At 50.6% G+C, this 23,966-nt stretch carries 15 protein-coding genes; 3 read left to right on the forward strand and 12 right to left on the reverse strand.

Features of this window, described 5'->3' with window-relative positions:
- The first annotated feature begins 55 nt into the window (after window positions 1-55).
- Window positions 56-1,447, forward strand: coding sequence for an MATE family efflux transporter (locus H70357_RS01175; protein WP_038584802.1), 1,392 nt, complete (start codon window positions 56-58; stop codon window positions 1,445-1,447).
- A 106-nt stretch (window positions 1,448-1,553) separates the two neighbouring features.
- Here H70357_RS01175 and H70357_RS01180 read toward each other — a convergent pair whose 3' ends face one another.
- The 7 genes from H70357_RS01180 to udk form a co-directional block, all read right to left on the reverse strand.
- A complete protein-coding gene (locus H70357_RS01180; protein ID WP_038584805.1) occupies window positions 1,554-2,888 on the reverse strand; it encodes a 6-phospho-beta-glucosidase in 1,335 nt (444 codons plus the stop codon).
- Window positions 2,889-2,894: 6 nt separating this feature from the next.
- The gene (locus tag H70357_RS01185) at window positions 2,895-3,890 is read right to left on the reverse strand and encodes an N-acetylglucosamine kinase (RefSeq protein WP_038584807.1); all 996 of its coding nucleotides are present in this window, start codon (window positions 3,888-3,890) and stop codon (window positions 2,895-2,897) included.
- Window positions 3,891-4,053: 163 nt separating this feature from the next.
- On the reverse strand, window positions 4,054-5,043 hold the full coding sequence (locus tag H70357_RS01190) for a LacI family DNA-binding transcriptional regulator (protein WP_038584810.1): 990 nt from the start codon (window positions 5,041-5,043) through the stop codon (window positions 4,054-4,056).
- An 82-nt stretch (window positions 5,044-5,125) separates the two neighbouring features.
- Complete coding sequence (locus tag H70357_RS01195) at window positions 5,126-6,514, reverse strand: ABC transporter substrate-binding protein (RefSeq protein ID WP_038584813.1); 1,389 nt, start codon at window positions 6,512-6,514, stop codon at window positions 5,126-5,128.
- Window positions 6,515-6,569: 55 nt separating this feature from the next.
- Window positions 6,570-7,448 carry a carbohydrate ABC transporter permease gene (locus H70357_RS01200; RefSeq protein WP_038584816.1) on the reverse strand — a complete coding sequence of 293 codons (879 nt, stop codon included), beginning with the start codon at window positions 7,446-7,448 and terminating at the stop codon, window positions 6,570-6,572.
- Window positions 7,445-8,302 (reverse strand): carbohydrate ABC transporter permease, encoded by an 858-nt coding sequence (locus tag H70357_RS01205; RefSeq protein WP_052091744.1) that lies wholly within the window; start codon window positions 8,300-8,302, stop codon window positions 7,445-7,447. The genes H70357_RS01200 and H70357_RS01205 overlap by 4 nt, the downstream gene beginning before the upstream one ends.
- 544 nt (window positions 8,303-8,846) lie before the next feature.
- Window positions 8,847-9,488, reverse strand: coding sequence for a uridine kinase (gene udk / locus H70357_RS01210; protein WP_038584819.1), 642 nt, complete (start codon window positions 9,486-9,488; stop codon window positions 8,847-8,849).
- A 192-nt stretch (window positions 9,489-9,680) separates the two neighbouring features.
- Here udk and H70357_RS01215 point away from each other — a divergent pair, with 192 nt between their 5' ends.
- Complete coding sequence (locus H70357_RS01215) at window positions 9,681-10,772, forward strand: threonine aldolase family protein (RefSeq protein WP_038584821.1); 1,092 nt, start codon at window positions 9,681-9,683, stop codon at window positions 10,770-10,772.
- A gap of 158 nt (window positions 10,773-10,930) precedes the next feature.
- Here the strand turns inward: H70357_RS01215 and H70357_RS34045 are convergent, their stop codons facing one another.
- The 5 genes from H70357_RS34045 to H70357_RS01240 all read right to left on the reverse strand — a co-directional run bounded on the left by H70357_RS34045 (window position 10,931) and on the right by H70357_RS01240 (window position 17,326).
- A complete protein-coding gene (locus tag H70357_RS34045) occupies window positions 10,931-12,247 on the reverse strand; it encodes a glycosyltransferase family 2 protein (protein WP_052091745.1) in 1,317 nt (438 codons plus the stop codon).
- A gap of 423 nt (window positions 12,248-12,670) precedes the next feature.
- Window positions 12,671-14,206: a lipopolysaccharide biosynthesis protein gene (locus H70357_RS01225; RefSeq protein WP_038584826.1), complete on the reverse strand. Its 1,536-nt coding sequence runs from the start codon at window positions 14,204-14,206 to the stop codon at window positions 12,671-12,673.
- Window positions 14,196-15,338: a polysaccharide pyruvyl transferase family protein gene (locus H70357_RS01230; protein WP_038584828.1), complete on the reverse strand. Its 1,143-nt coding sequence runs from the start codon at window positions 15,336-15,338 to the stop codon at window positions 14,196-14,198. The genes H70357_RS01225 and H70357_RS01230 overlap by 11 nt, the downstream gene beginning before the upstream one ends.
- Window positions 15,335-16,390 (reverse strand): glycosyltransferase family 2 protein, encoded by a 1,056-nt coding sequence (locus H70357_RS01235; protein ID WP_038584831.1) that lies wholly within the window; start codon window positions 16,388-16,390, stop codon window positions 15,335-15,337. Before H70357_RS01235 ends, H70357_RS01230 begins: the two co-directional genes overlap by 4 nt.
- 30 nt (window positions 16,391-16,420) lie before the next feature.
- Complete coding sequence (locus tag H70357_RS01240; protein WP_038584833.1) at window positions 16,421-17,326, reverse strand: glycosyltransferase family A protein; 906 nt, start codon at window positions 17,324-17,326, stop codon at window positions 16,421-16,423.
- Between the two features lie 336 nt (window positions 17,327-17,662).
- Between H70357_RS01240 and H70357_RS01245 the strand changes: the two genes are divergently transcribed.
- On the forward strand, window positions 17,663-23,926 hold the full coding sequence (locus tag H70357_RS01245; RefSeq protein ID WP_231578446.1) for a cadherin-like beta sandwich domain-containing protein: 6,264 nt from the start codon (window positions 17,663-17,665) through the stop codon (window positions 23,924-23,926).
- Window positions 23,927-23,966 lie beyond the last annotated feature (40 nt).

Genomic DNA, 23,966 nt, shown 5'->3' on the forward strand with positions numbered 1-23,966 from the left:
TACTTCATATGTTAGAATTACGAGGCCCAAATTCTAATATAAAGAAGTGAAGTTTATGCTAGAGCCTAAGGTAAAGGTGAAACAGGGCAGCCTGTTTCTCGACAAGCATTTTTCCGGAGAATCCATTGACTATCGCCAGATCATCTCACTATTTATTCCTCTTCTGGTTGATCAGGCATTTGTAGTTGGTCTGAATCTAGTGAATACGGCGATGATCAGCTCGTCCGGTGTGGCGGCGATCAGCGCTGTGAATATGATAGACTCGCTTAATATTTTTCTGATCAGTGTATTTATTGCAGTTTCAACAGGGGGGACCGTTGTGGTCGCCCAGTATAAGGGGAGCGGTAACGAGCTTATGGTCTCCAAGGCCACTGCAGGTGCGGTATCCTCCGTATCTATGATGGCCTTTTTCATCGGCCTGTTCGGGATTGTATTTCACGGTCCGCTGCTGAATGTACTGTTCGGTGCAGCTTCGCCGGAAGTTATGGACAATGCGAGAACGTACCTGATCGGGAGCAGCTTGTCCTATTTGGGCATTGCTGTTGTAGAAGCCGTATGCGGCGCCCTGCGCGGAATCGGAAGGACGAGGGCGTCGCTGGTGCTTTCGCTGATTATGAACCTGGTCTATGTGCTGCTGAACTTTGTATTTATCAACGGACTGCATATGGGTGTATTCGGCATGACCGTTGCGATTAATATATCCAGATATTTGGCGGCCGTCTGCGCGCTGGTCTATCTGTTCCGGCTGGATAGCAGCCTGCATGTGAAGATCCGCGATCTGCTGGCCTTGAACTGGACGATGCTCAAAAGAATCATGTCGATCGGCCTGCCGTTTGCCGCAGAGCAGATGTTTTTTAACGGGGGGAAGATTCTGACCCAGATCTTCATTGTCAGCCTGGGCACCTATGCGATTGCTACGAATGCCATCTCATCTACCTTGGCCGGGGTCATGCAGATTCCCGCCAATGCCTTGTCTCTGACGCTCATTACGGTGGTGGGTCAATGTATGGGCAGCAGGAATGTAAAAGACGCCCGGAAATTCGTCAAATCGTTTCTCTGGTTGTCTTCGGCATCCTTTGTCCTGATGGCCTTGCTTATTTTTCCGTTTTTTCATCCGCTGGTGTCGTTGTTTCATCCACCCGCCGAGATTGTCGGGGATATCTTCCTTGTCTTTCTGATTAATTCGCTGGCGCAGATCCCGCTGTGGTCGGTCAGCTTCATTACGCCTTCGGCGCTTAGAGCGGCAGGAGACTCGAAATTCACCTCCATGGTGTCGATGCTGTCCATGTGGCTGTTCCGCGTAGTGCTGGGATATGTCCTGGGTATCGTACTGAATATGGGCATAGTCGGGGTATGGCTGGCGATGAACTGCGAGTGGGGCGTGCGGGGCTTCATCTTCCTGCGGCGTTTCCTTGGAGAGAAGTGGGTGAAGCACCGGGTCATCTAGATAGACATTGAAACCCTGCTTCCATCTTAAAAAAATGAAGAGACTGCTTCACCCGCTGCATCATACGCGGGCGGAGCAGTCTCTTCTGAGTTAGGGGAGGAGTTGCTTATTGCGCCGGAGCGGGAACCGCTGCAGAGGGGAAGAAGTTGGGCAGATACTCCTTATTCGCTTCCAGCATTTCATCGAGCATAGCGATAGCTACCTCGACCGAAGGGACCAGCGGATGGTGAGCCATCGCCTGGATAGCCAGGCTGCGGTCACCGCTTACGGCGGCATCAATTGCAAGCTGCTCGTAGGTTTTGACGGCATGGATGAGCCCTTTGGCCATCTGCGGAATTCTGGTCAGCGGCAGCGGCAGCGGTCCGGTCTTGGTCACGACACAGTTGACCTCGATACTGGCATCCTCCGGAAGAAAGTCAAGGATACCGCGGTTGGCGACATTAAGGGTCTGGATGTCATTCGTGCCGTTGTGCAGCGAACGCATCAGGTTCACCGCCGCCTCGGAGTAAAAGGATCCGCCGCGCTGCTCCAGCTGCTTCGGCTTCTCCTTCAGCTCCAGATTGCTGTAGATCTCAAACAGCTCTTCTTCCACACGTTTTACCACTTCGGCGCGATTTCCGCCTTCCTTGAACGATTTCTGCTGCTCTTCAAGCATCGCATCGGTCATATAGAAATATTTCAGATAATAAGAGGGCACGGCGCGCAGCGATTGCAGGAATTCGGGATTCCACTCCCGTGCGGGCACATTCTTTGCACTGTAGCCGGCGGTGTCGGCCAGCATGTCATCCAGCTTGTCTTCGCCTTCGACATCAATGCGGGTGATCCAGTGCAGATGATTCAAGCCGACAAATTCGGCATAGATCCGGTCAGGTGCGGCGTTATATTTGGCCGATACCTCCTTGATCAGCCCGATGGGGGCATTGCAGAGGCCGATGCTCTTCACGTTCGAATATCTCAGTACGGCTTCGGTCACCATTCCTGCCGGGTTGGTGAAATTCAGCAGCCAGGCGTCAGGCGCTAGCTCTTCGATATCCCGGCAGATGTCCAGGATGACGGGGATCGTGCGCAGCGCTTTCAGCATTCCGCCGGGGCCGGTCGTTTCCTGGCCGATGACGCCGTATTTCAGCGGTATGGATTCGTCGCGTCCCCGGGCATCCAGCATGCCGACGCGGATTTGTGTGCTGACGAAGTCCGCGCCTTCTATGGCTTTGCGGCGGTCGGTGGTGAGATGGACTTCAATCGGCAGGCCGGACTTTTCGACCATGCGTTTAGCCAGACTGCCGACAATGTTCAGCTTGCGTTGTCCTTGTTCAATATCCACGAGCCAGAGCTCGCGGACCGGGAGCTCCTTGTAATGCAGAATGAATCCTTCTACCAGTTCCGGTGTATACGAAGAGCCTCCGCCGATAACGGCGATTTTCAGTCCTTGCTTAGCTGTCAAGATAAATCACTCCTGTCCTGTTGTGATAGGGATAAGTTCGAAATCCTGAAACACACGCATCTTCTCATAAATATCGCTGGTAATGGTGAGGCCGTCACTTTCCAGGGCTGACCAGACAGCACCGACCACAGGCTCAGTGGATAGGGTGACTACAGCGGCAAGAGGAGCCGCTTCTTGTACGGCCTGGTTGATAGGTCCACGGATCCAGCCGCGGTCGCCCCGGGTGAGCAGGCTTCCTACAAGCACTACGTCGAAGGTGTCATTCTCCATGCCCAGCTTGTGAATGACTGCTGCGGCAGCTTTGCCCAGCTCCATGCCTTGGTGCTGCAGAATCGCTAGCGCCGCAGCATCTCCTTCGGCGGCCGCCGGGAACAACAGGCGGGCAGCGTCAAGTGGCACATGCTTGCCGTGATCAAGAAAGTCATTGTACATATCTTCCACTTGCTGATAGCCGAGCAGCTTCAGCAGCGGCGCAGTCAGAAGGGTGGGGGATTCCCGGCCGTCCCAGGCGCGGATAACGGTGCGGAACACTTCGATATTCAGCGAGCCGCCGCCGCCGAAATCGCCGTACATATAATCGAAGCCGCCGCATTGATAATGCTGGCCCTGCGGATTGCGTCCGGCGGCGTTGGTGCCTGTGCCGCAGATCAGCGCGACCCCGTAAGGCCGGCCTGTACCCGCCCTTAGTCCAATCATCGGGTCGCCGCTGAGTGTATAATTTGTAAATCCGATCCCGCATATCATCGGGTGGAGGATATAATAATCCGTCTTCCGGTCGGCGCCGGCAAGCCCGAGATAAGCATGCTTGATATCGCCTAGCTGCAGCCCGGCTTCCGCCAGTGCGGCGAAGGAGGCTTCGCGAATGCTCGCAGCGGCTTCCGTAGCGCTAATCTGGTGATTGCCGTTGCCGCTCCTGCCCTTGCCAAGCACATTGCCGTGCTCATCGCAGAGCAGGGCATAGGTTTTGCTTCCTCCCCCATCGATCCCCAAGTAGTAAGTCAATGGTCGTCACTCCTAAAGTTTTGTGAGCATCACTTCTCTGAATCTCTTCGTACAAAACTGGCTTCGAAAGCATTTGCTTAGTTTTGTGAGCATCACTTCTCTGAATCTCTTCGTACAAAACTGGCTTCGAAAGCCCGCAGGCGGAATGATTGCAGGTGCGGTTCTACCTGGAAGAGGTGGAGTCACGTACAATCAGCTCCGGATCAATCCGGATGTTAGCACCGCGTTTCATATTTCCGTTGATGCGTCTGAGCAGCATATCGGCGGCGGCAAGCCCGATCTTATCCGCCGGCTGGCGCAAAGTTGTCAGATGCGGGCGCAGCTGTGAGGCGATATAGTGGTCGTCATATCCGACGATGGCCACCTCTTCCGGCACAGAGATGCCGGCCTCCATCAGCGCGTTGATCAATCCCAACGCGATATTGTCATCCCCGGCGAATACAGCCGTGGGCAGCTTGCCCGCCTGCAGCCAGCGTTTGCCGGTGTCATAGCCCATGCCGATATCGAAATCGCCATGGACAATCTCAAACGGCTCCAGCCCTTTCTCCTGCAGGGCCTGCAGGAAGCCGCCGCGCCGCTCCCGTGTGCTGCGGAACATCTCATTGCCGCAGAGGTGGGCGATGGACGTATGGCCAAGCTCAAGCAGATGGCTGCCCGCCGCATAGCCGCCCTTGAAGTTATCAATGGTGATGGAATAGGCGTCATTCCCCTCCTGCTGATTATCAATCAGCACATAGGGGATTCCGCGCCGTTTCAATTCCACAATATAATTGTCTTCTTGCATCGGGGAGAGCAGAATCAGGCCATCTACCCGGTCCTCCTGAATCAGATAGTGGTTCTCATTGAAGTCGATGCCTGTCGAGATGGAGATGGCCAGGTAGTAGCCGTGCAGGGCAAGCACGTCATTCAGCTCCTTGACCACGGCATCGAAGAAGGAATCCTGCAGTGTCGTTACGATAAGGCCGATAATCCCGGTCTTGCCGCTGGCAAGGCTGCGCGCAGCCGCATTGGGCCGATAATCCAGCTCCTTGATTGCATCCAGCACCTTCTGGCGGTTATTCTCCCGCACCGTCCCGGCACCATTCAGCACCCGGGAGACGGTGACAACGGACAATCCTGATTTTTTGGCTACATCAAAAATACTTACTTTCATCGCTAGCGCTCCTTGCGGCGGATTTTCCGAAGCTATATTCTATCTCCAGTATACAAGGCTTACGGAATATCCGCTAAACGTCTTATCTCTTAATAATTTCGGTAACTTTCTTCTGAATGACCGGCATCACCTCTTCAAGGGTTTTGTGTCCGGTCTCGACAGGCTGCAGCTCATTGATGAACATATCATTGATCTGCGAATATTTAGTGATGAGGTGGTTGTAGGATTCATAGCCATATTTAACAGCGCCTTCGTATACCTTCTTCACATCCTCGGGATCAATGCCGTCAAAATGTTTGTAGTAGGCTTCTGCTGCTTCGGTGTTCACAGGCGGGTTGCCGCCGCTCAGCTCAATCGATTTCTCCTGAACTTCAGTCGTCAGCAGGAATTGAATCCATTCAAAAGCTTCCTTCGGATGTTCGGAGTCCTTCAGAATCATTAGCGGGTCGACGAACAGGGTGCTGCGCACCTTGTCATTGCCGCCCCATGGCACTGCGGCCACGCCGATGTTGAACGGGAAATCATTGGCTCCCGCGAGGTTCCACGAGCCGCCGATCGACATGCCGATTTTGCCTGCGACGAATGGATCGCCGTTCTGGCCGGCTACGCTTTTGCTCCACTCGGAGTTCGGTGAGACTTTATCCTTGAAGATCAGATCGAACAGCTTTTGGTATGCGGCAATAACCTCCGGAGAATCAAAATGAGTTTCGGAAGGAACGCCGCCATTGGTCCAGGTGTCCTCGGAGTAAGGCTCCGCCCCAAAATACAGCGGCCGCATATCCCGCTCGGCCCAGGTAAAGTCGACACCGTATTGTGTTTTAGCGATATCGTCGGAGATGAGCGTCATTTTTTTTGCTTCCTCGACCATCTTTTCAAACGTCCAGCTCTTATCTTCATAGTCGCTTGGCGGATAGGACAGCTTCGCAGCATCGAACATATCTTTGTTATAGAGCATCAGGGTGACATACATATTGACCGGGATGCCGTAGGTACGGTTGTTTACGGTGTAGATCTTCATCAGGTTATCCGGTATGTGGTAATCTCCGGCTTTGAAGCCTTCCTCCGCGATCAGGTCGGTCAGATCAAGCAGCATGTCTTTGTTGTAATATTCTGCGAACCCGCCGTAGCCGTAGTGGCTGGTGACATCGGGAGATTTGCCTCCGGCAATCAGCGTCTGGAGCTTGCTGTCAAACTGCTCATACGGCGCTTTTTCCACCTTGACCTTGATGTTCGGGTGCTCCTTCTCGAAATCGGGAATCAGCTTTTCGATAAAGGTGCGGTCTTCCGAATCAATCGTGTAATGGGTAATGGTCACTTGTTTCTCTGAACCGCCGGAGTCTCCGGTATTTTTGTTTCCCGGGGCCACATTGCTTGCCGACTTGCCTCCTCCGCAGCCTGACAGCATCACCATCAAGGCCATGGACGCTGCAAGCAGCAGTGCGAATGACTTCCTTGTACTGTTCCTTTTCATGAGCGAATCCCTCCATCATTTCAAGTATATTTGGCCGCCAAAAGTACAGCGGAGATTACTTGATGCCTGTCAGTACTATGCCTTCCACGAACTGCTTCTGGGCCACGGCGAACAGGGTGACGATTGGAACCATAGCCAGCACGGAGGCGACCATCAGCAGATGCCAAGGCGGGATGCGGAACCGCGACGAGGTGAGCGAGGCCATGCCGACCGGCAGTGTGAATTTGTCCGAGGAGCTTAAGTAGAGCACCGGTGTGAGCAGATCGTTCCAGCTGTAAATAAAAGCGAAGATGGCGACGGTCGCCAGTGCCGGTGCGGACAGCGGCAGCGCAATGGTACGCCACATCTTCAGTTCGCCGCAGCCGTCGATTCGTCCGGCGTCGAACAGCTCTTCGGGCAGCGTAGAGAAGAATTGCCGCAAGAGGAAGATGTTGTAGGCGGAACCGAAGAATGCAGGCACGACCAGCGGCAGGAAGGTATCGATCCAGTTCATTTTGGAGAAGAGCACGAACTGCGGGATCATGATCGCCGGATAAGGCAGCATCATCGTGCTCAGCAGCAGGGCGAACCAGAGCTGGTTGCCCCGGCCTCTGTATCTGGCGAAGCCGTAGGCCACCAGTGCCGAGGAGAGCAGGGTGCCAATGACGGTGAGTCCGGCGATGATCAGGCTGTTCTTATACAGTGTACCGAACTGCAGCGTATCAAAAATCTCCGTGTAATTGCTCCAGGCCCAGCTCTCCGGGAGAAAGGTCGGCGGAAATTTCAGCATTTCCCGCTTCGATTTCAGGGAAGTCGAGACCATGAAGAAGAGCGGAAGCAGCATAAGGAAGGTTGTAATCAGCAAGGTAATGAAGCTGGCGATCTTTACGGGATCCGCTTTCCGCCGGGAATGGGAAGTTGGCACCCGGGGACTGGTGGCCTTGACGGTACTCATCGGCGTTCCCCTCCTTCGTAATGAACATAACGGTTGGACAGCTTCATAATGATGGCCGTGAACACCAGAACGACGATCAGCAGCACCCAAGCCAGAGCTGACGAGTACCCTGCCCGGTATTCCTTAAAGGCGGTGTTGTACAGATTGTAAACATAGAACCAGGTGGAATAATTGGGACCGCCCTGCGTCATGACGAACGCTTGGGTAAAGACCTGGAAGGAGTCGATCAGGCCCATAATCAGCTGGAAGAGCAGCACGGGAGAGATCATCGGCAGCGTAATGTTCTTGAAAATTCTAAAGCGGCCCGCGCCGTCCAGTCTGGCGGCTTCAATTAGGCTGGACGGCACGCCCTGCAGCCCTGCAAGGAAGAGAATCATACCGGATCCGGCTGTCCAGAAGGACATGATGATCAGGGCATACAGTGCGGTGTCCGGACTCATCAGCCAGGCCGGGCCGTGAATGCCAAACCAGGAGAGCATGTAGTTGAAGAGGCCGATCTGTGGATTGAAGATCCAGTACCAGAGTAGAGACATCGCGACGCCTGACACCATGCTGGGAAAATACATTGCTGTCCGGAAGAAGCCCCGCAGGGGAATCGTCTGGTGCAGCAGCAGCGCAAAGCCGAGAGCCAGCAGCATCTGTACCGGAACACTGATAAAGGTGTATCTAAGCGTGACCGTTACCGACTTCCAGAACAGATCATTGTGAAACATTTCTGTGTAGTTGGCCAGGCCGATAAACCTGGGAGGGTGAATAATGTCGTAATCGGTGAAGCTGTAGTAAAGCGATGATATGATGGGGTACAGCGCGAAGACCAGGAAACCGATAAGCCAGGGCGAAATAAACAGATACATGTAGAACGTCCGACGCCTGCTCTCACTCTTAATCACGGACACACCAACCTTTCGATCTTAAAAGTATAAGCGCTTTAACTTTTGTCGTAAATAAATGTCGTAAAAAGGCAATATTACTGTATTTATTATTTATAAAGTTTAACCGCTTTAACTTTTAAATCCACCTGATGACATTATCATAGTGGAAGAACCAGAAATAATCAACCCTTATTTTATTGAATAAAGCGCTACCAGTCAAATAAAATAACATTCGGTATGGTTTTTTTATATTTTGTTGCTGAAAAAACATGAAAATTTCATATGAGTGTAAGGTTATATAACTCTATAGTGTGAATTGGGGGGGGGTTGTTTGATGCCGATTTGCTTTCCTGACTAGAATCCACTGTCAAAGTGGAGCTTTCATTCCATGGATTACTGATGTTACTTTAAAAAACAGGTACCCTCCCTATAAAAAGGACGGTACCTGTTACGTATCATTTCAAAATTCTATTTCTCGCCGAAACGGATACCGTCCTGTTTGAGGACGATATCCGTTTCCACTTGTTTACCGCGTGTTTCCGTTCCACTGCTCATCGCCCGAAAGATATTTCTCGGTCAATACGGACAACAATTCGATGCCAACCTGATTCTGTCCGCCTTCAGGGATGATGAGGTCGGCGTATTTCTTGGAAGGCTCGATAAACGCCTCATGCATTGGCTTTACCGTCGTCAGATATTGCGTGTGAATGGAGCGGATGGTCCGGCCGCGTTCTTCAATATCCCGCAGCACCCGGCGGAGAATACGCACATCCGGGTCTGTATCTACAAATACCTTAATGTTCAGCTGTTCCCGCAGCTTCTCATCGGAAAGCACATGCAGCCCTTCGAGAATAACAATGTTGTTGGGCGCAAGCTCAACCGTCTTGTCAGTGGAGCGGGCATGAACTGTGAAGTCATACACTGGAGCGTACGCAGCTTGTCCGGCTTTCAGACAATCCAGATGCTCAATCAGCAGTTCCGTATCGAAGGCCAGCGGATGATCGTAATTGATTGCTCCGCGCTCAGCCATGCTGAGGTAAGAATGGTCTTTATAGTAGTTATCCTGAGATATGAACGTCACTTTGTCTGTTCCCAGACGGTCAATGACGGAGCGAGCTACTGTCGTTTTGCCGGAACCGGTCCCGCCGGCGATACCAATAATAAGCATGGTGTTATAATAAACCTCCCTAAGCGATTGCCTTTGCAATTTCAATATTGTAGCACAGCGGTCAATTTATTTCATCTCGGTACGGGGAATAAAACGTGAACATTCAAAAAATTCAGGAGTTTTGGCCTGAAATGATATAATTTAAGGTATTCGATGCAGATGTAGGTATAGATGAAGGGAGAATTTACCGGGATGAGTGAGACAAAATCACTGCTTGAAGCCTTTAACGCCACGGCTATGAAGTTGGCCGGACACGGGAAACGCGAGATTGAAGTGTTGAAAGAGGCCTTTGCCGGAGTGGATGGACAGACGGACAGCGATATTTACGGAGGGGGCGGGCTGATCGAGGATTTCCAGGCCGAAATGGCGGAAGTTCTCGGGAAGGAGACGGCGGTCTTTTTTCCCAGCGGGACCATGGCCCAGCAAATTGCTCTAAGAATCTGGTGCGACCGTAAGGGAATGAAGACGGTAGCATATCATCCTTTATGCCATCTGGAGATTCATGAGCAGGACGGGCTTAAAGAGCTGCATCATATCGAGCCGCTGCTTCTTGCGGATAAGGACAGCTTAATTACACTGGATGATGTGAAGAACATCGGAAAGGACATTGCTTGTCTGCTGCTGGAGCTGCCGCAGCGCGAAATCGGCGGCCAGCTGCCCGAGTATGCCGAGCTTGAAGCCATCTCCGCCTATTGCCGCGGGCAGGGCATTATTCTGCATCTCGATGGCGCGAGATTGTTTGAGGTGCTGCCGTATTACGGGAAGACGGCGGCTGAGGTATGCAGCCTGTTTGACAGCGTATATATCTCCTTCTATAAAGGGATTGGCGGCATCGCCGGTGCCATTCTCGCGGGCAGCAGGGAGTTTACAGAGGAATCGAAGATCTGGAAACGGCGGCATGGCGGCGACTTGGTCAGCCTCTACCCGTACATCGTCCCGGCCCAATATTATTACCGGCAGAGAGCCGGCAAGATGGGACAATACTATGAGGAAGCCAAGGAGCTTGCTGCTTTGTTGGGTGGCTGCCATAAGGTGTCTACACTTCCGCAGCAGCCGGTCTCGAACATGTTCCATGTCCATTTTGCCATGGCCAAGGAGCAGCTTGAGCCGATACTGGTTACAGTGTATGAGCAAACCGGAGTGGGGCTGACTGCATCGCTGAGGGAAACAGGGGAAACCTCCTGCTTTTTTGAGATGCATATCGGTGACCGCTATGGCAGTATCCCCAAAGCAGAGCTTGGCGCAGCGGTAGAACTGCTGGATCAGCTGATAAAACAAGCGTAACAAGGTTCAAATGGCATCCTCCCGATGAAGGAGGGTGCTGTTTTTTGTCTTGCAATAGTTTGTTTTTGTCTTATACAGGGTATTGGTTACACGAAAAAAAGACACCCTGTGAGGTGTCTGGTTACTACGTTACTACATTAGTATGGGCGCAGTCGAAGTTACCGGTTGAGCAGCGAACGAACGAAGGATACCCGCAACAGCTGCTTTTTCATCAGCTTGGTGCGGAATTGGCGTTTCAGCTGGCTGTAAGCTTTGGGGGAATGGCTGCTGGCCCAGTTATACATGAACTTAAAGTCGGTATGACTTTTGGCCGAATTCATCAGGTAGTAAGAGATCGTGTCATACACATTGTGGTTGAACCACTCGTTCATTTCCTGCTTATTGTAGCCGTAGCGTTCAATCGCCATATTGCGGATAAGCCGCTTCTCCTCCAGGTTCTCGATCAGGAACGACTGGCTGAGATGAAAGGTGATGTTATTGCCATGAATCCGGTACACCCCGGCCAAACAATCAATGAACCCGGCATCGCCGATCAGCAGGGCACGCAGGTAAATCGACGCATCGTTGACCATGTTCATGCTCAGAATGTCCATGCTCATCAGCGCTTCGCGTTTGAAGACTGTGGTTAGTGTAGAGGCAGGCTTGGGATAACCCTTCTGCTCGAAATTCATGAAATAATCCTTTTTGCCGGTAATGCTGGCCAGCTGCAGGCTGGAGATCGTGAGCTTCCGGCTTTTGGAGTATTCCAGAAATACGTTTGCGGCCACAAATGATGCCTCAGGATGCGTCAGGTGAAAATTCACAGCTCTGCTTAAATAACTGGAGTCAATCAGATAGTCGTCATCATCGAGGAACAGAATATATTCACCGTCTCCATGAGCGGCAAAAGCCTTGCGCCGGTTATTCCCCGGCCCGCTGTTGGTTTCATTCTGCATGAAGATGACACGCGGGTCACCGCCAAAATTCGTGTGCATCATCTCGCCCGTGCCATCGCTGGAACAGTCGTCAATGACGGTAATTTCTTTATGGGGATAATCCTGCCGCAGAATGCTCTGAATCGCCTGATGCAGGAAGTCTTTTCTATTATAAGTAGTGATAATGACGCTGACCTTCGGATAAACAGCCGGATCGGCGGATTCAGGCAGCAGGTTCTCTGTTTCCCCGGTTCCGCTGCTGAGTCTGGCAAGCTGCGTAAGCAGTCCCTCAATCGTATTCAATTCAATATGAAATTGGCGCAATAAATAGTACTCCAGTGCATCCTCAGACGCTCTCCCCGCCAAATAAGCCTCGATCACTTCAGCCAAGGTTGCCAGATGTTCCTGGATCGCGGGTGCGCTTTCCTTGCTGCTAATCTCCCGGCCCCGGCGTACAATGGCTTCGCGTGACAGCTCTTCGGCGGAGAAATGCTGAATATCGTCATGGAGCTGATGGAGTAATCGGTAGCCGGCCTGTTGCAATTCCTCGCTGTGATCCATATTCAGCCCTCCTCAAAGTTTTGTTAGCATCTGCTTCATTGATGTACTTCGTGCAAAACTTGCTACGGAAGCATACGCTTATGTTTTGTCATAAATATCGAACCGGAGGATAATCCTGCAGCGCCGCCGCCGTCTGTATAAGTGTATTTAGTGCAACTATAGGGTGCTTACACAGGGACTTTTGAGTAATAACTGCATTTTGTGCAGTTAAAACTAGCGATGCGGTTCGTTTTACCCGAAGTCAGTCTATTTAAGTGTACGGAATACAACTACTTCTCTTTTCGCCCCAAAATACCCGATTTTAGTTGTATAAAGTGCGATTAAAGCGTGGCATTCAGTAAATTAGCGCTCATCTTACGCAACTCCCGCATCCTGCGCGCCCCCACACATCACACATCACACAGCTCATACATTCCACTCTGCTTAAGCCTGCCCGGCCGTAACTTTACGCTTCAGCTTGAGCTTCGTACGGAAGCCTTTGAGATAACCCCAGGTATAAAGGAATACCTCGCGTTCCATCAGCGATCCGACCAGGAAATAGATGGGCAGGATGATGATGCCGAGCAGCACGGCCCACAGAATCACACCGGTGTATGAGGTAATGCTGAGGTTGAGCTTGGTGGTGACAAAAACGATGGCAGCGAAGACCGCAACGTTGGTCAGCCATCTGCGGAAAGTGATCCATGGACTGCGCTCCAGCAATACCCGGCTGGCATAGACAACAATATCAATGGAACGGTACAGCAGCGCGGCGATGGTGCCCATCAGCACGCCATAAATTCCGAAGAAGATGACGAAAATGATCGAAGCCCCCAGATTGATCGCCGACTCCATAATAGAGCGGAACTGGGTGTTTCTGAAATGTCCGGCAATCGTAATGATATTGTTGGAGGTGGTGCGGGCATTGGTCAACAATTTAATCACCACGAATAGAACCGGCAGCCAGGCATTAATATAGTTCACATCGTTGACGCCGGCCGTGTACAGTTTCATGAACGGCAGGATGATGATATAGACAACGGTCAGAATGGCAAAGATGAGACCCATGAAATAGACCTCGTAAGCATCATAGAACTTCACGAAGGCCTCTTTGCCCTCATGGTAGCTTTGGCCCAAGGCGGCCTTTATGCTTCCGTTGACCGTCTGGACGATATTGTCGACAATGGTGAAGATCATGTTGTACATCACGTAGATGCTGACGATCTTCAGGTTCGTAAATATAGTCAGAATCAACACGTCCGTATTGCGGAAGATGAGATAGGAAATCTCATGCACCATAACCGAATTCTTCTGGCCAATGGCTGCAAAATCCGGCTTGTGGCTGAGGTCGATCCACTTATAATATTTCTTCGAATAGAAATAGAAGGCGACGATCTGCAGCAGGGTGAGCACGAAGAACGAAGCCTGCACGGCAATGATGTTCACGCCCTGCAGCAGCAGGATGATCCGCACGACATTGTTCAGAATATTTGCGATGGTGACGATGGACGTCTCCACATAGCTTTTACCCTCGGCGATCAGCAGAATTCTGAATTTGCCCTGGAAGTAATAGTTGATGGCTCCGCCCAGACCCGAGAATAAAATAATCGCCATGATGCTCACTTTGTTGATCTCCGAGTGGATGACCAGCGGATAAATGACTGCAAGCAATACGACGGAGATAAAATAGTACATTCCCGTTTTTTTATAATAGCTGGAGGTTGCCGCGAGAATCGAATTGATATGACCCCGGTCATTGTTGGCTATCGGCTTATACAGAGCCTGCAGCGAAGCTGCACCGACCCCGGCTTCAAGCAGGGCGAAGTAACTGATGATCTGCACGATGGATGCAATGAGACCATTGGCTTCGGAGCCGTAGTTGACCATAATCAGTCTTGGAATGAAGAAGCCGAGAATAATTGTGATCACCTGGCTGGTAAGGCCAAAGCCGAGGTTCAGCAGACTCCGTTTAGCTTTCATAGCTTCTTCTCCCTTCCATCAACGGTGCCGGTGACAGATAAGCGTCCAATTGTTCAAAATGCTTTTCTGCCTGATTTGCCTGCAGCGTCACGTCAAGCCGGTTAGTGGCCATGCTGTCATACACCTCTTCCGGCGTAAGCTCGGCCAAATGGGCGAAATCGGTGTATTTTCCGGTAAAATAGGCATCCTGCATGACATTGACCATCTTGCTGCTGTAGGCCACCGGGAACACAGGCTTGTCAAACACCCAGCCCAGAATCATCGCATGGAACCTGGAAGCGACAATACAGCTGGCACCTGCCAGCGCGGCGAGGATGTCATCTATGTTTGTTTTATAGAGGTGAACATGGGTCTGCTCCTGAAATTCTGCCGGAATCAGACCGATAATCTGCCCAATGGCTTCCTGGTCGCCTTCATGCTGGCAAAATGACATGAAATGCACGGCATAACCCTGCTTGATGAAATAGATTGCAACATCATTCATTTTTTCATAATAGAGGTTGTCAAAACCGCTTAAGTTCTTGGACGACGGCTTAATCACCGAAATCGCAATCGTTTGGCCCGCTGGAGGTTTTTGTCCGGATGAGGTTTCGTTTGCGTTATATTTCAGCTGGAAGATAATATCCGGAGCCATTCGGACATTGCCCAAATCCTTAAATAAATCATAGGAGTATTGCTCTCTGAAAGAGACGTCGGTATATTCCGGAAAAATCCGCCGGTGCACCTGGTAATACTCATCATCCGTAAAGGGACCGAAATTGGCGCCCATCAAATAATACGGCTTGCTCTTGTTGCGCATGGCTTCCGCGTTCGCCACATATTCCGCCCAGTGTTCTCCCTGCATAAAAATAGACCCGCCGATATGTACGGTTCCATCTGACTGATCACCCAGAAATCTCTGCAGAAAGTTGTTATGCAGCTTTAATTTTCTGAAGACATAATTAATTCCCCGGAACAGGACGGAGTCCGAAGCGTAGACCTTGAGGTTCTTGATGTCCTTGAATACCAGCTTGTATAGACGGGGAGCGATGATCATAAACCGGGTATCCGGATACCGTTCGCAGAGTACCTTGATAAACAAATCATCGCCCAAATTGAATTCTGTATATGCGCTTATCATCATCTTCTTCATATCTTAATTTCCTTTCTGGTGATCATGGTTTTGAGCTTATGTTTGAACTGGAGCCAGCTTCTGTCCATGTGGATCAACCGCGCATATAAAGGCGGGGAAATTAAGAAGGCTTTGATTCTAAAAGCGAGCTGTCTGTCATCCCCGCTGTAGCGTTTCATAATGAGCAGCATCTCGTGGTTCAAATGAGGGTAGGTCTTCTCAATGTCATGAAGCAGGTCACGCATGCGGATTCCCGAGGTGCCGTTCAGGCAGGTCTTGAGATTGTAAAAGTAGTTCTCCGTCATCTCCCGGGTCAGGAGGAGCTCCGAGATGGTGCTGGCCTCACTGAAGGGATGGGCTTTGAAGTATTCATCCACCCGCTTGAAGGCAGCGACGACATCAAATTTGTTCACATTATACGTGCCTGTAATGGATGACGTCCTTTGCACATAATAGGATAATACGTCGGGGATCGAGATCACCCGGGACGCTCTGGATAAGGCTTTATAGATAAATTCCTGATCCTCTCCGTTCACACAGCGCTCCGTGTAGCGGATGTCGTTCTCCAGGAGAAAGCTCCGCTTGAAGGCAATGCTTCCGGTCCAGATTCTCAGGCTTTTGTGTACAAAAATATTCTGCAGCGCCTCGCTTCCCGTAGTGTCGGACTGACCGGAAGTGAAGCTTACAATTGTCGACTGATCCTCCCGGACGAGGTTGTAGCCCCAGCAGACCACATCGGGATCCGTGGTCCGCGTGGCGCCCTCAATACTCAGCACCAGGCTGCTGTCGGCGTAATCGTCTCCGTCCAGGAACAGCACGTAATCTCCTGTAGCTGAGGCCAAACCGGTGTTTCTTGCGGCGCTCACTCCGGAATTGGGAGTGCGGATCAGCTTCGAACGCAGATCAGGATGCTTCTCCAGGAAGTCAGCGGCCACCTCATACGTCCGGTCTGTTGAGCCGTCATCGACCATAATCAGCTCGAACCTCTTCCCGCTCTGTTCCAGGAGTGAGAGCAGCAGAGGTGTTAAATAACGTTCTAAATTGTACATGGGCACTACAATGCTCACACTCATGCGGCCACTCCCTTCCTGAGGTTTGATGGATTAACCGGCGGTTTGCCTGGAAAATATTTCTCTCAGCCCTTTTTTGTAGCCGCTGATGGCAGCTGTATTCTTCTTGGGCTGTTCCCGCAAAATCAGATAGAGCGTCGTCCAGACCAGGGCGAGATAACCGACAGGTCCCGAACGTTTATCCTTGAGCAAATGCACATGGTTCAGCACTCTCATATAAGCTACATTCTCAAGATTGTCTCTGGAGGCCGGGGACTCATGATGCAGAAGTTTAAGTTCGGGATTGATATAAAGGGGGCCGGAACCTTGCGCGATCCGGGACATAAGAATGTCTTCACCGACGCTGTAGCTTTGGAGCCAGGGGACGGGTTTGAGGTCTTGAATGGCCTCTTTCTTGAAGGACATGTTGCAGCCGTGCTGGAACTCTGTCTTGAAGATCTTCCGTGCCTTATGCCAATTGTACATGGAGCCGGCCTGGCCGCTTAAGGAAAGCTTGCCGCTCGATAGAGATTGCTGGAAGGAGAGCAGACAGCGGATCGTGCCGAGGAAGCTGTTGCGCATCCCGATGGCGACCCCGCCGACACCTGCGCAGTTCGGATGGTCGAGGTAGGTTTGGATTAAAGTGGCCAGATAATGATCGGGGATTTCGACGTCGTCATCAAGGAAGAGGATCTTGTCCATAGTAGACAGCTCCACCGCCTTGATTCGGGACAGCCATAATCCCCGTTCAGTTTTGCTGTGGTACAAAAGGGGATAACCGCAACCGGCCAATAAGGCTTCGAACCCCTTGAGGGTTCCTTCGGGAATCTCTCCGTCATCAATGATAATGACCTCTATAGGATACGTCCGGCCTATGCTTTGTTTAGTTATAGAATGAATGCACCGTGTCAGGTCCTGTACCCGGTTCCTCGTGCAGATAGCCACTGACAATCCTTGCATATACTCCACTCCCTTATCCGATTCTCCCATCTATATTAATCATAATAATCTTGGGATTATAAGCTAACTTAAGCTTACTATTGGCAGAGAAAGGTTGTATATACTACTTTAGTTTACTTATTGACCACCATGGAGCAGTAACAATTATTTTGAAATTAACAATAAATTCTATAAATTCGACATAATCAGCGCTACCTAAAATTCCGATATATTAGATTATAAGCGTTTTCCAGACAAAGCCAGGGAGGGCAGAACAGACATAGTTGAACAGCAAGGACATCTTAGAAAAATGGGGCTGAATTTGTGGGAATAAAAAGAGGATCAAAACACTTGATCATGGCTTTGGTTGTCATCCTGATCATTAGCAATTTTTACGGTATACCCTATGTTGCTCAGGCACAGACTTCAATACCGCTGGATACCATTCTCGAGGACACGCTGGAACCTGCGGGGAAAAACATTTCAGATTTAAATCAAAGCGGAGTTGGCATCACCGAGGTGGATAACACCAACGGGCAATGGCAGTACAAAAACAACTCGGGCGTATGGCTGTCGATTGTAGCTCCTGATCCGGGCAAGATTGTTGTGTTAGGCAGCGGTGTAATGATCCGGTTTGTTCCGAAGAAGGATTGGAACGGAACTGTAGGCATCAAGTACCGCGACTGGTTGATTCCAGCGGAATCCAGCGGAAATCCTCCAAACTATGTAAATGTGAATGAGGCCTATACAGGAAAAGAATCGGCTTTTGGGGAATTTGAGGAAACCGCGCAGGTCAAAGTGCTGCCTGTTAACGATACTCCTTATATTTCCGAGTCTGGGGGCAATGATTACCTTGATTTTGACGGAAGGGGATACGTAACCCTTCCGGATCTGGACATATATGCTAATTCCCTCACGATTGAAACGTGGGTGAACGCCAGCAGTGCTCCGTCATGGGGGCGTATCTTTGATACCTCTCACGGTCCTGATAACTTTAATTTGCATTTTACGTTTGAAGGAAATACAGGGAGAATAGCACTTGAAGCGTTGCCGCAAAAGGGTACCAGAGTTAAAGCTTACCTGGTGCGGACAACGGAGCGATTGCCCTTGAATCAATGGGTCCATGTGGCCGCCGTATATAATCATGTGGAGAAAAAGGCTTATATTTACTGGAACGGGATTCTGAAAGGCAGCGGATTTATGGATCTGACGGACATGGCTAAAGCCAAGGCGCAGAATTCCAATCTGCCGAGAGCTTATAACTATATAGGTGAGAGTACATGGTCCCAGGATGCCAATTATACGGGGGGCATGAGAGACTACCGGATATGGAATAAGGCAAAGACCCAGGCGGAGATTGAAAGTCAGATGAACACCAGTCTGAGCGGATCTGAAGCGGGTCTGATGGCCAACTACAAATTCAATAATCCAAGTGATGGAGCGGTCGCCAAGGATTCCTCCACGGGAGCAAGAAATGGCAGCATCGTAAGTGGCAGATGGCAGTCCGACACAGGGTTCAACACCAACGTGGTAACACCGGTGAATACCCCTGTATCCAAGCCGTTTAAAGTGACCGATGTGGATGACGGCGACATGCTGACGCTTTCTGCGGTCTCGTCGAATACGGCCCTTTTGACGAATGGCAATATTACCTTTTCAGGGGAAGGCCCGGAAAGAAGTATCCATCTTACTCCGGCAGCAAACATGACAGGCACCTCCACCATCAAAGTCACAGTAAACGATGGAACTACTTCAAGCAACAGCAGCTTTTTGTTGAGTGTTGTGGCCGGGAAATTTGATCTTAAATTCATTTCGCCCTCTGTGGGTGTGATGGCACCTGCTTTTAACCGGGGGATTATCTACAATAAAGTGCATGTTCCCAACAAAAGTGGAAGCAGTCCGAACAACAGTATCGATATAAATGTAGGAGCGGTGAATCCCGCTGATGTAAATGTAACAGCGTACGCAGACAATGGATCTGGCGTCACGGTAACGGGCTCCTACCCTACGTTTACTGTCAGCGGCCTGACTGTGGGTGTATATAAGCCCATAAAGATTAAAGTAGCCGATAAATTCTCATCCAATTTCAAGGAATATCAGCTTGATATCATCCGTTATCCGGGAAATGATGCCAATCTGGCTGCGGTGAATGGACTGGCCTTGTCCAGCGGCGGACAAGCCATTGCGCTGTCCCCAAGCTACAGCAGTAATACGTCCAACTATACCGCTACCGTCGAAAATGATGTAAGTTCGGTTAAAGTGGACGTGAAAAAGTCGAATCTGTTCTCTACAGCGACATTAAACGGTGGAGCTATTGGTTCTACGGAATCTGTTGATGCCACTGGGAATGTCAGCTTGGCCTACGGGAAGAATCTGATTTCCGTTGTAGTAACGTCAGAGGACGGGAAAACAAAGAAAACCTATGACGTTGTGATTGTGAGAAAGCTGTTGGGGGATGCTTCTCTGACTAATCTGACCGCTTCGCCGGGCGGACCGTCGCCAGTCTTCGATACCAATCAGGCGGACTACACAATGGAAGTCGCAAACGCAGTAACGACTGCGGAATTTACTCCGACAGCCGCATTAGGTGCAAGCATTAAGGTGAATGGCATGGATCATCCGAGCGGTACGCCTTTTCTCATTACGGGTCTTGCAGCAGGAAATAACAAGTACTTGATCGAGGTAACGGCACAGGATGGAGTGACGAAGAAGTCTTACAGTCTGGTTATTCTGCGTGCACCTTCGGATGTGGCAGATCTTTCGGGATTGACCGTCTCTTCGGGAACGTTGTCGTCTGCCTTTAATAACAATGAGACGGGGTATTCGGTTGAGGTTGCTAATGAGGTGTCCTCGCTGGAGCTTACTCCGAAGCTTTTGGATGCTGCGGCAAGCCTCGTAGTGGACGGCAATATTCATATCGATGATACTGCCTATACTAAGAACTTAAATGTTGGTTTGAACACGGTTGAGATCGTGGTTACTTCACAGAGCGGTGTCCGTGTAAAAACAACCCTCGTAAATATTATCAGAAAGGCTTCTTCCAATGCCGATCTATCCAGCTTGGTCCTTTCAGAAGGAATAGTCGATCCTTCTTTTGACAAAAATCAAACCGGATATGGTGTGACCGTGGCTAACAGTATCTCTCAGCTTACGATTACTCCTACTCCTGAGGATGCAAACGCAGAGGTCAGCCTGAGTGGAAATGTAGCGGCGAATGCTCAGCCAAGACTGGTAAATCTACAGGTTGGTGTCAACGAATTTAATATTTTGGTCAGGGCTCAGGATGGGATAACGTCAAAGAATTATGTATTGACGATTGTCCGTGAAGCTTCCTCCGATGCGGATTTGACCAATATCACTTTGTCCGGCAAAACATTATCGGGAGGTTTCGACCGCGGAACTTCAACCTATTATGAGTATGTGCCGAACAATGTTACCAGCATGGCAGTTGCAGCAATTACAAGTGATGAACAGGCAACCTATACCATCAATGGGCTGGAGTCGGCAGGGGGAGTGCCTATTCCTTTGAATGTAGGAGAAAATGTAGTTACAGTAGTTGTTACGGCCGCTGATAAAGTGACTACCAAGGAATACACGGTAACTATCGTCCGTGCAGCTTCGTCAAATGCGAATTTGCTCGAGTTGACGATGACTGACTTATCGGATAATGCGATCACCCTTACATCCGTTCCGGGTACTTTCAATTATAGCGGCACGGTCGAGGATGAAGTTTCTGTAGCTAAGCTAAGTGCAGTTGTTGATGATGCAAATGCAAGCACCTCCGTATTTGTGAATGGGGTTTGGATCGAAGACCTGAACGCTGTGCCTCTGACCACAGGCTTGAATGTTATTGAAGTTAAGGTCACGGCTCAAGACGGAAGCATGCAGGTATACACCATTAATCTGGTGCGAAATCCAAGTAAAGATGCAACTCTGCTGAATATGACGATTTTCCCTGGCGAATTAACACCGGTTTTCCAGGCAGGCATCAGTGATTATTCAGTCAATGTGGACAACAATGTAAGTGACGTCGATTTTTTAATTAGGACTAATAATGAGCTGGCAACCTACATCTTGAAGAAGAATGGAACCTCTATCGGCGTAACAGGCGACCGCGTAGCACTGGATGAGGGCACGAATCAAATTACAGTAGAGGTTACGGCTGGTGATGCCAGCACTAAAAAAACCTATTCCGTTACTGTGAATCGTGCCGTTCTGCCGAAGGATTCCTCTCTTACTGATTTGACCGTCAGCTCTGCAAGAGGAACAGAAGCTCTGAATCCCCAGTTCTCCGCTGAAGTCTTCAAGTACTTCTTGTCGGTACCCTATGAAGTGGATCGGGTTGAACTGGATGCTGCCAAAGGGGATATGAATGCACAGATAACCGTAAATGGTGTCACGGTAGATAGTCCGATGCCTATTTCGCTGGTGGAAGGGCTGAACATCGTAAACCTGAAGGTTACAGCACAGGATGGAAAGACAGAAAGTGTGTACACGGTGGAAATCACCCGACAATCACGTTCGTCCGATGCTACTTTAGGGAGTATTAGTGTAGATGTCGGAGCTTTGGACCCGGCTTTTGATCCTGCCGTTTCCGATTATACGGTAGAGGTAGGAAATGATGTGAACTCCATCGTCCTGAGTCCGATAGTGGCTGATGGAAAGGCGAAAAGCCAAATCACTGGAAGAGACGGGGCCTCTCTAGATAATCTGATTGAAGGGGACAACGTATTTGATATTCAGGTCACTGCTGAGGATGGGACTGTAAAGATATACACAGTTAAAGTTGTTAAGGCCCAGCCTGTAGCTACACCAACACCAACGGCAGAACCGACGGCGACGCCAACGGCAGAACCGACGGCGACGCCAACGGCAGAACCGACGGCCACGCCAACGGCAGAACCAACAGCAACGCCAACGGCAGAACCGACAGCAACGCCAACGGCAGAGCCGACAGCTACGCCAACGGCAGAACCGATAGCAACGCCAACGGTAGAACCGACGGCGACGCCAACGGTAGAACCGACAGCTACGCCAACGGCAGAACCAACGGCTACGCCAACGGCAGAACCAACGGCAACGCCAACGGCAGAACCGACAGCTACGCCAACGGCAGAACCGACGGCCACGCCAACGGTAGAACCAACGGCAGAACCAACGGCAGAACCAACGGCTACGCCAACACCGGCCACGCCAACAGCTGAACCGGCGGTACCTGTCGCACCAATTGCGACAGCGTCGACAGAGCGGATAACCGTGAAGGTAGAATCAGGACAACTGGGCCAAGGTTCTGTGCTGGCTGAAACGGTTATCCAACGCACGCGGGATTCAAGTGGAATCCTGCATGATGTAGTCAACTTCACCACGGATCGGGTAGAGGAGGTTGTCCGGAAAATTGCCGGATCCTTGGATAATACGGCCCGGATCATGATCCCTGATGAGAAGGATCAGGTTGCGGATATTAATGTAAATGTTCCTAAAGATGCGATTAAGACGCTCGGCGGCTCCAATGTGAACATGGAGATCTTCACGGAGAACGTAAGAATTCTCATATCACAATTATCACTGGATAATTTCACTGAAGATCTATATTTCCATGTAGTACCGATTAAAGACCAGACGTTGCGCAAAGAGGTTGAAGACCGGGCAAGAATCGAGCGGATTGTCAGAGAAATAGCAGCTGACAAACAAATTGATGTCGTCGCCCGTCCGATGACAATCGAGACTAATATGCAGAGCAGACCGGTTACATTAACGCTCCCTCTGCGTGACGTGCAGCTGCCAGCCAATCTCTCGGAAAGAGAAGACTTCCTGTCCAATCTGGTCATCTTTATCGAGCATAGTGATGGCGACAAGGAACTGAAGAAGGCAAAGGTTGTTGATTACAAATCCGGCGAACTTGGCTTGCAGTTCGAGGTGAACAAATTCAGTACCTTCACCATTCTGAACATGGAAGGCTGGGAGCAGTATTTGGCGGCAACAGAGGCAGCGCAGCAGCAACAGCAGCAGCTGAACCAACACAAAGCCTTCATCAACGGCTTTACAGATGGAACCTTCAAGCCGAACCATTCCATTACCCGTGCGGAAATGGCCGCGATTCTGGCGAGAAACCTTGGCTATGACGCCGCTGCGCCGGCTGCTTCCACTTACCCGGATGTGAAGGACAGTCACTGGGCGAAGGGTGCGATTCAATTCGTCAAGGAGGCAGGGTTGATGCAGGGTAACGATAAAGGCCTATTCCTTCCGGATGCCCCTATCAGCCGCGGAGAAATAGCTGCCGTTGCATCGAGATACAAGAAGCTGGACACTACGGCTATTACATCCGGCGGATTCAAGGATACGGCTAGCCACTGGGCCGCCAGAGAAATTGAGGCCGCAAACAAGGCTGGTATTCTCAATGGCTATGAGGACGGTACGTACCGTCCAACCGGCAGCCTGACACGCGCTGAAGCCGTAAAGGTTGTCAATCGTCTGTTCGGACGCGGACCGTTATACGGTGTCACCACACCAAGCTGGCCTGACGTACCAACGACACACTGGGCTTATACTGAAATTGAGGAAGCCTCCAATAACCACACGTTCACTGTGTGGATTGAAGGTGGAGAAACGCTTAGTCAATAAAAACATGTAAGTACGAAGAAGGCCGTAGCCCATCATGGGC

The sequence above is a fragment of the Paenibacillus sp. FSL H7-0357 genome (genome assembly GCF_000758525.1).
GTDB lineage: Bacteria > Bacillota > Bacilli > Paenibacillales > Paenibacillaceae > Paenibacillus_AQ.

Coding starts and splice junctions, on each gene's coding strand:
- H70357_RS01175 (WP_038584802.1), top strand. CDS start 56: ATGCTAGAGCCTAAGGTAAAGGTGAAACAGGGCAGCCTGTTTCTCGAC.
- H70357_RS01190 (WP_038584810.1), bottom strand. CDS start 5,043: ATGAAAGTAAGTATTTTTGATGTAGCCAAAAAATCAGGATTGTCCGTT.
- H70357_RS01195 (WP_038584813.1), bottom strand. CDS start 6,514: ATGAAAAGGAACAGTACAAGGAAGTCATTCGCACTGCTGCTTGCAGCG.
- H70357_RS01200 (WP_038584816.1), bottom strand. CDS start 7,448: ATGAGTACCGTCAAGGCCACCAGTCCCCGGGTGCCAACTTCCCATTCC.
- H70357_RS01205 (WP_052091744.1), bottom strand. CDS start 8,302: ATGTATCTGTTTATTTCGCCCTGGCTTATCGGTTTCCTGGTCTTCGCG.
- udk (WP_038584819.1), bottom strand. CDS start 9,488: ATGCTTATTATTGGTATCGCCGGCGGGACCGGTTCCGGCAAAACGACA.
- H70357_RS01215 (WP_038584821.1), top strand. CDS start 9,681: ATGAGTGAGACAAAATCACTGCTTGAAGCCTTTAACGCCACGGCTATG.
- H70357_RS34045 (WP_052091745.1), bottom strand. CDS start 12,247: ATGGATCACAGCGAGGAATTGCAACAGGCCGGCTACCGATTACTCCAT.
- H70357_RS01225 (WP_038584826.1), bottom strand. CDS start 14,206: ATGAAAGCTAAACGGAGTCTGCTGAACCTCGGCTTTGGCCTTACCAGC.
- H70357_RS01230 (WP_038584828.1), bottom strand. CDS start 15,338: ATGAAGAAGATGATGATAAGCGCATATACAGAATTCAATTTGGGCGAT.
- H70357_RS01235 (WP_038584831.1), bottom strand. CDS start 16,390: ATGAGTGTGAGCATTGTAGTGCCCATGTACAATTTAGAACGTTATTTA.
- H70357_RS01240 (WP_038584833.1), bottom strand. CDS start 17,326: ATGCAAGGATTGTCAGTGGCTATCTGCACGAGGAACCGGGTACAGGAC.
- H70357_RS01245 (WP_231578446.1), top strand. CDS start 17,663: ATGGCTTTGGTTGTCATCCTGATCATTAGCAATTTTTACGGTATACCC.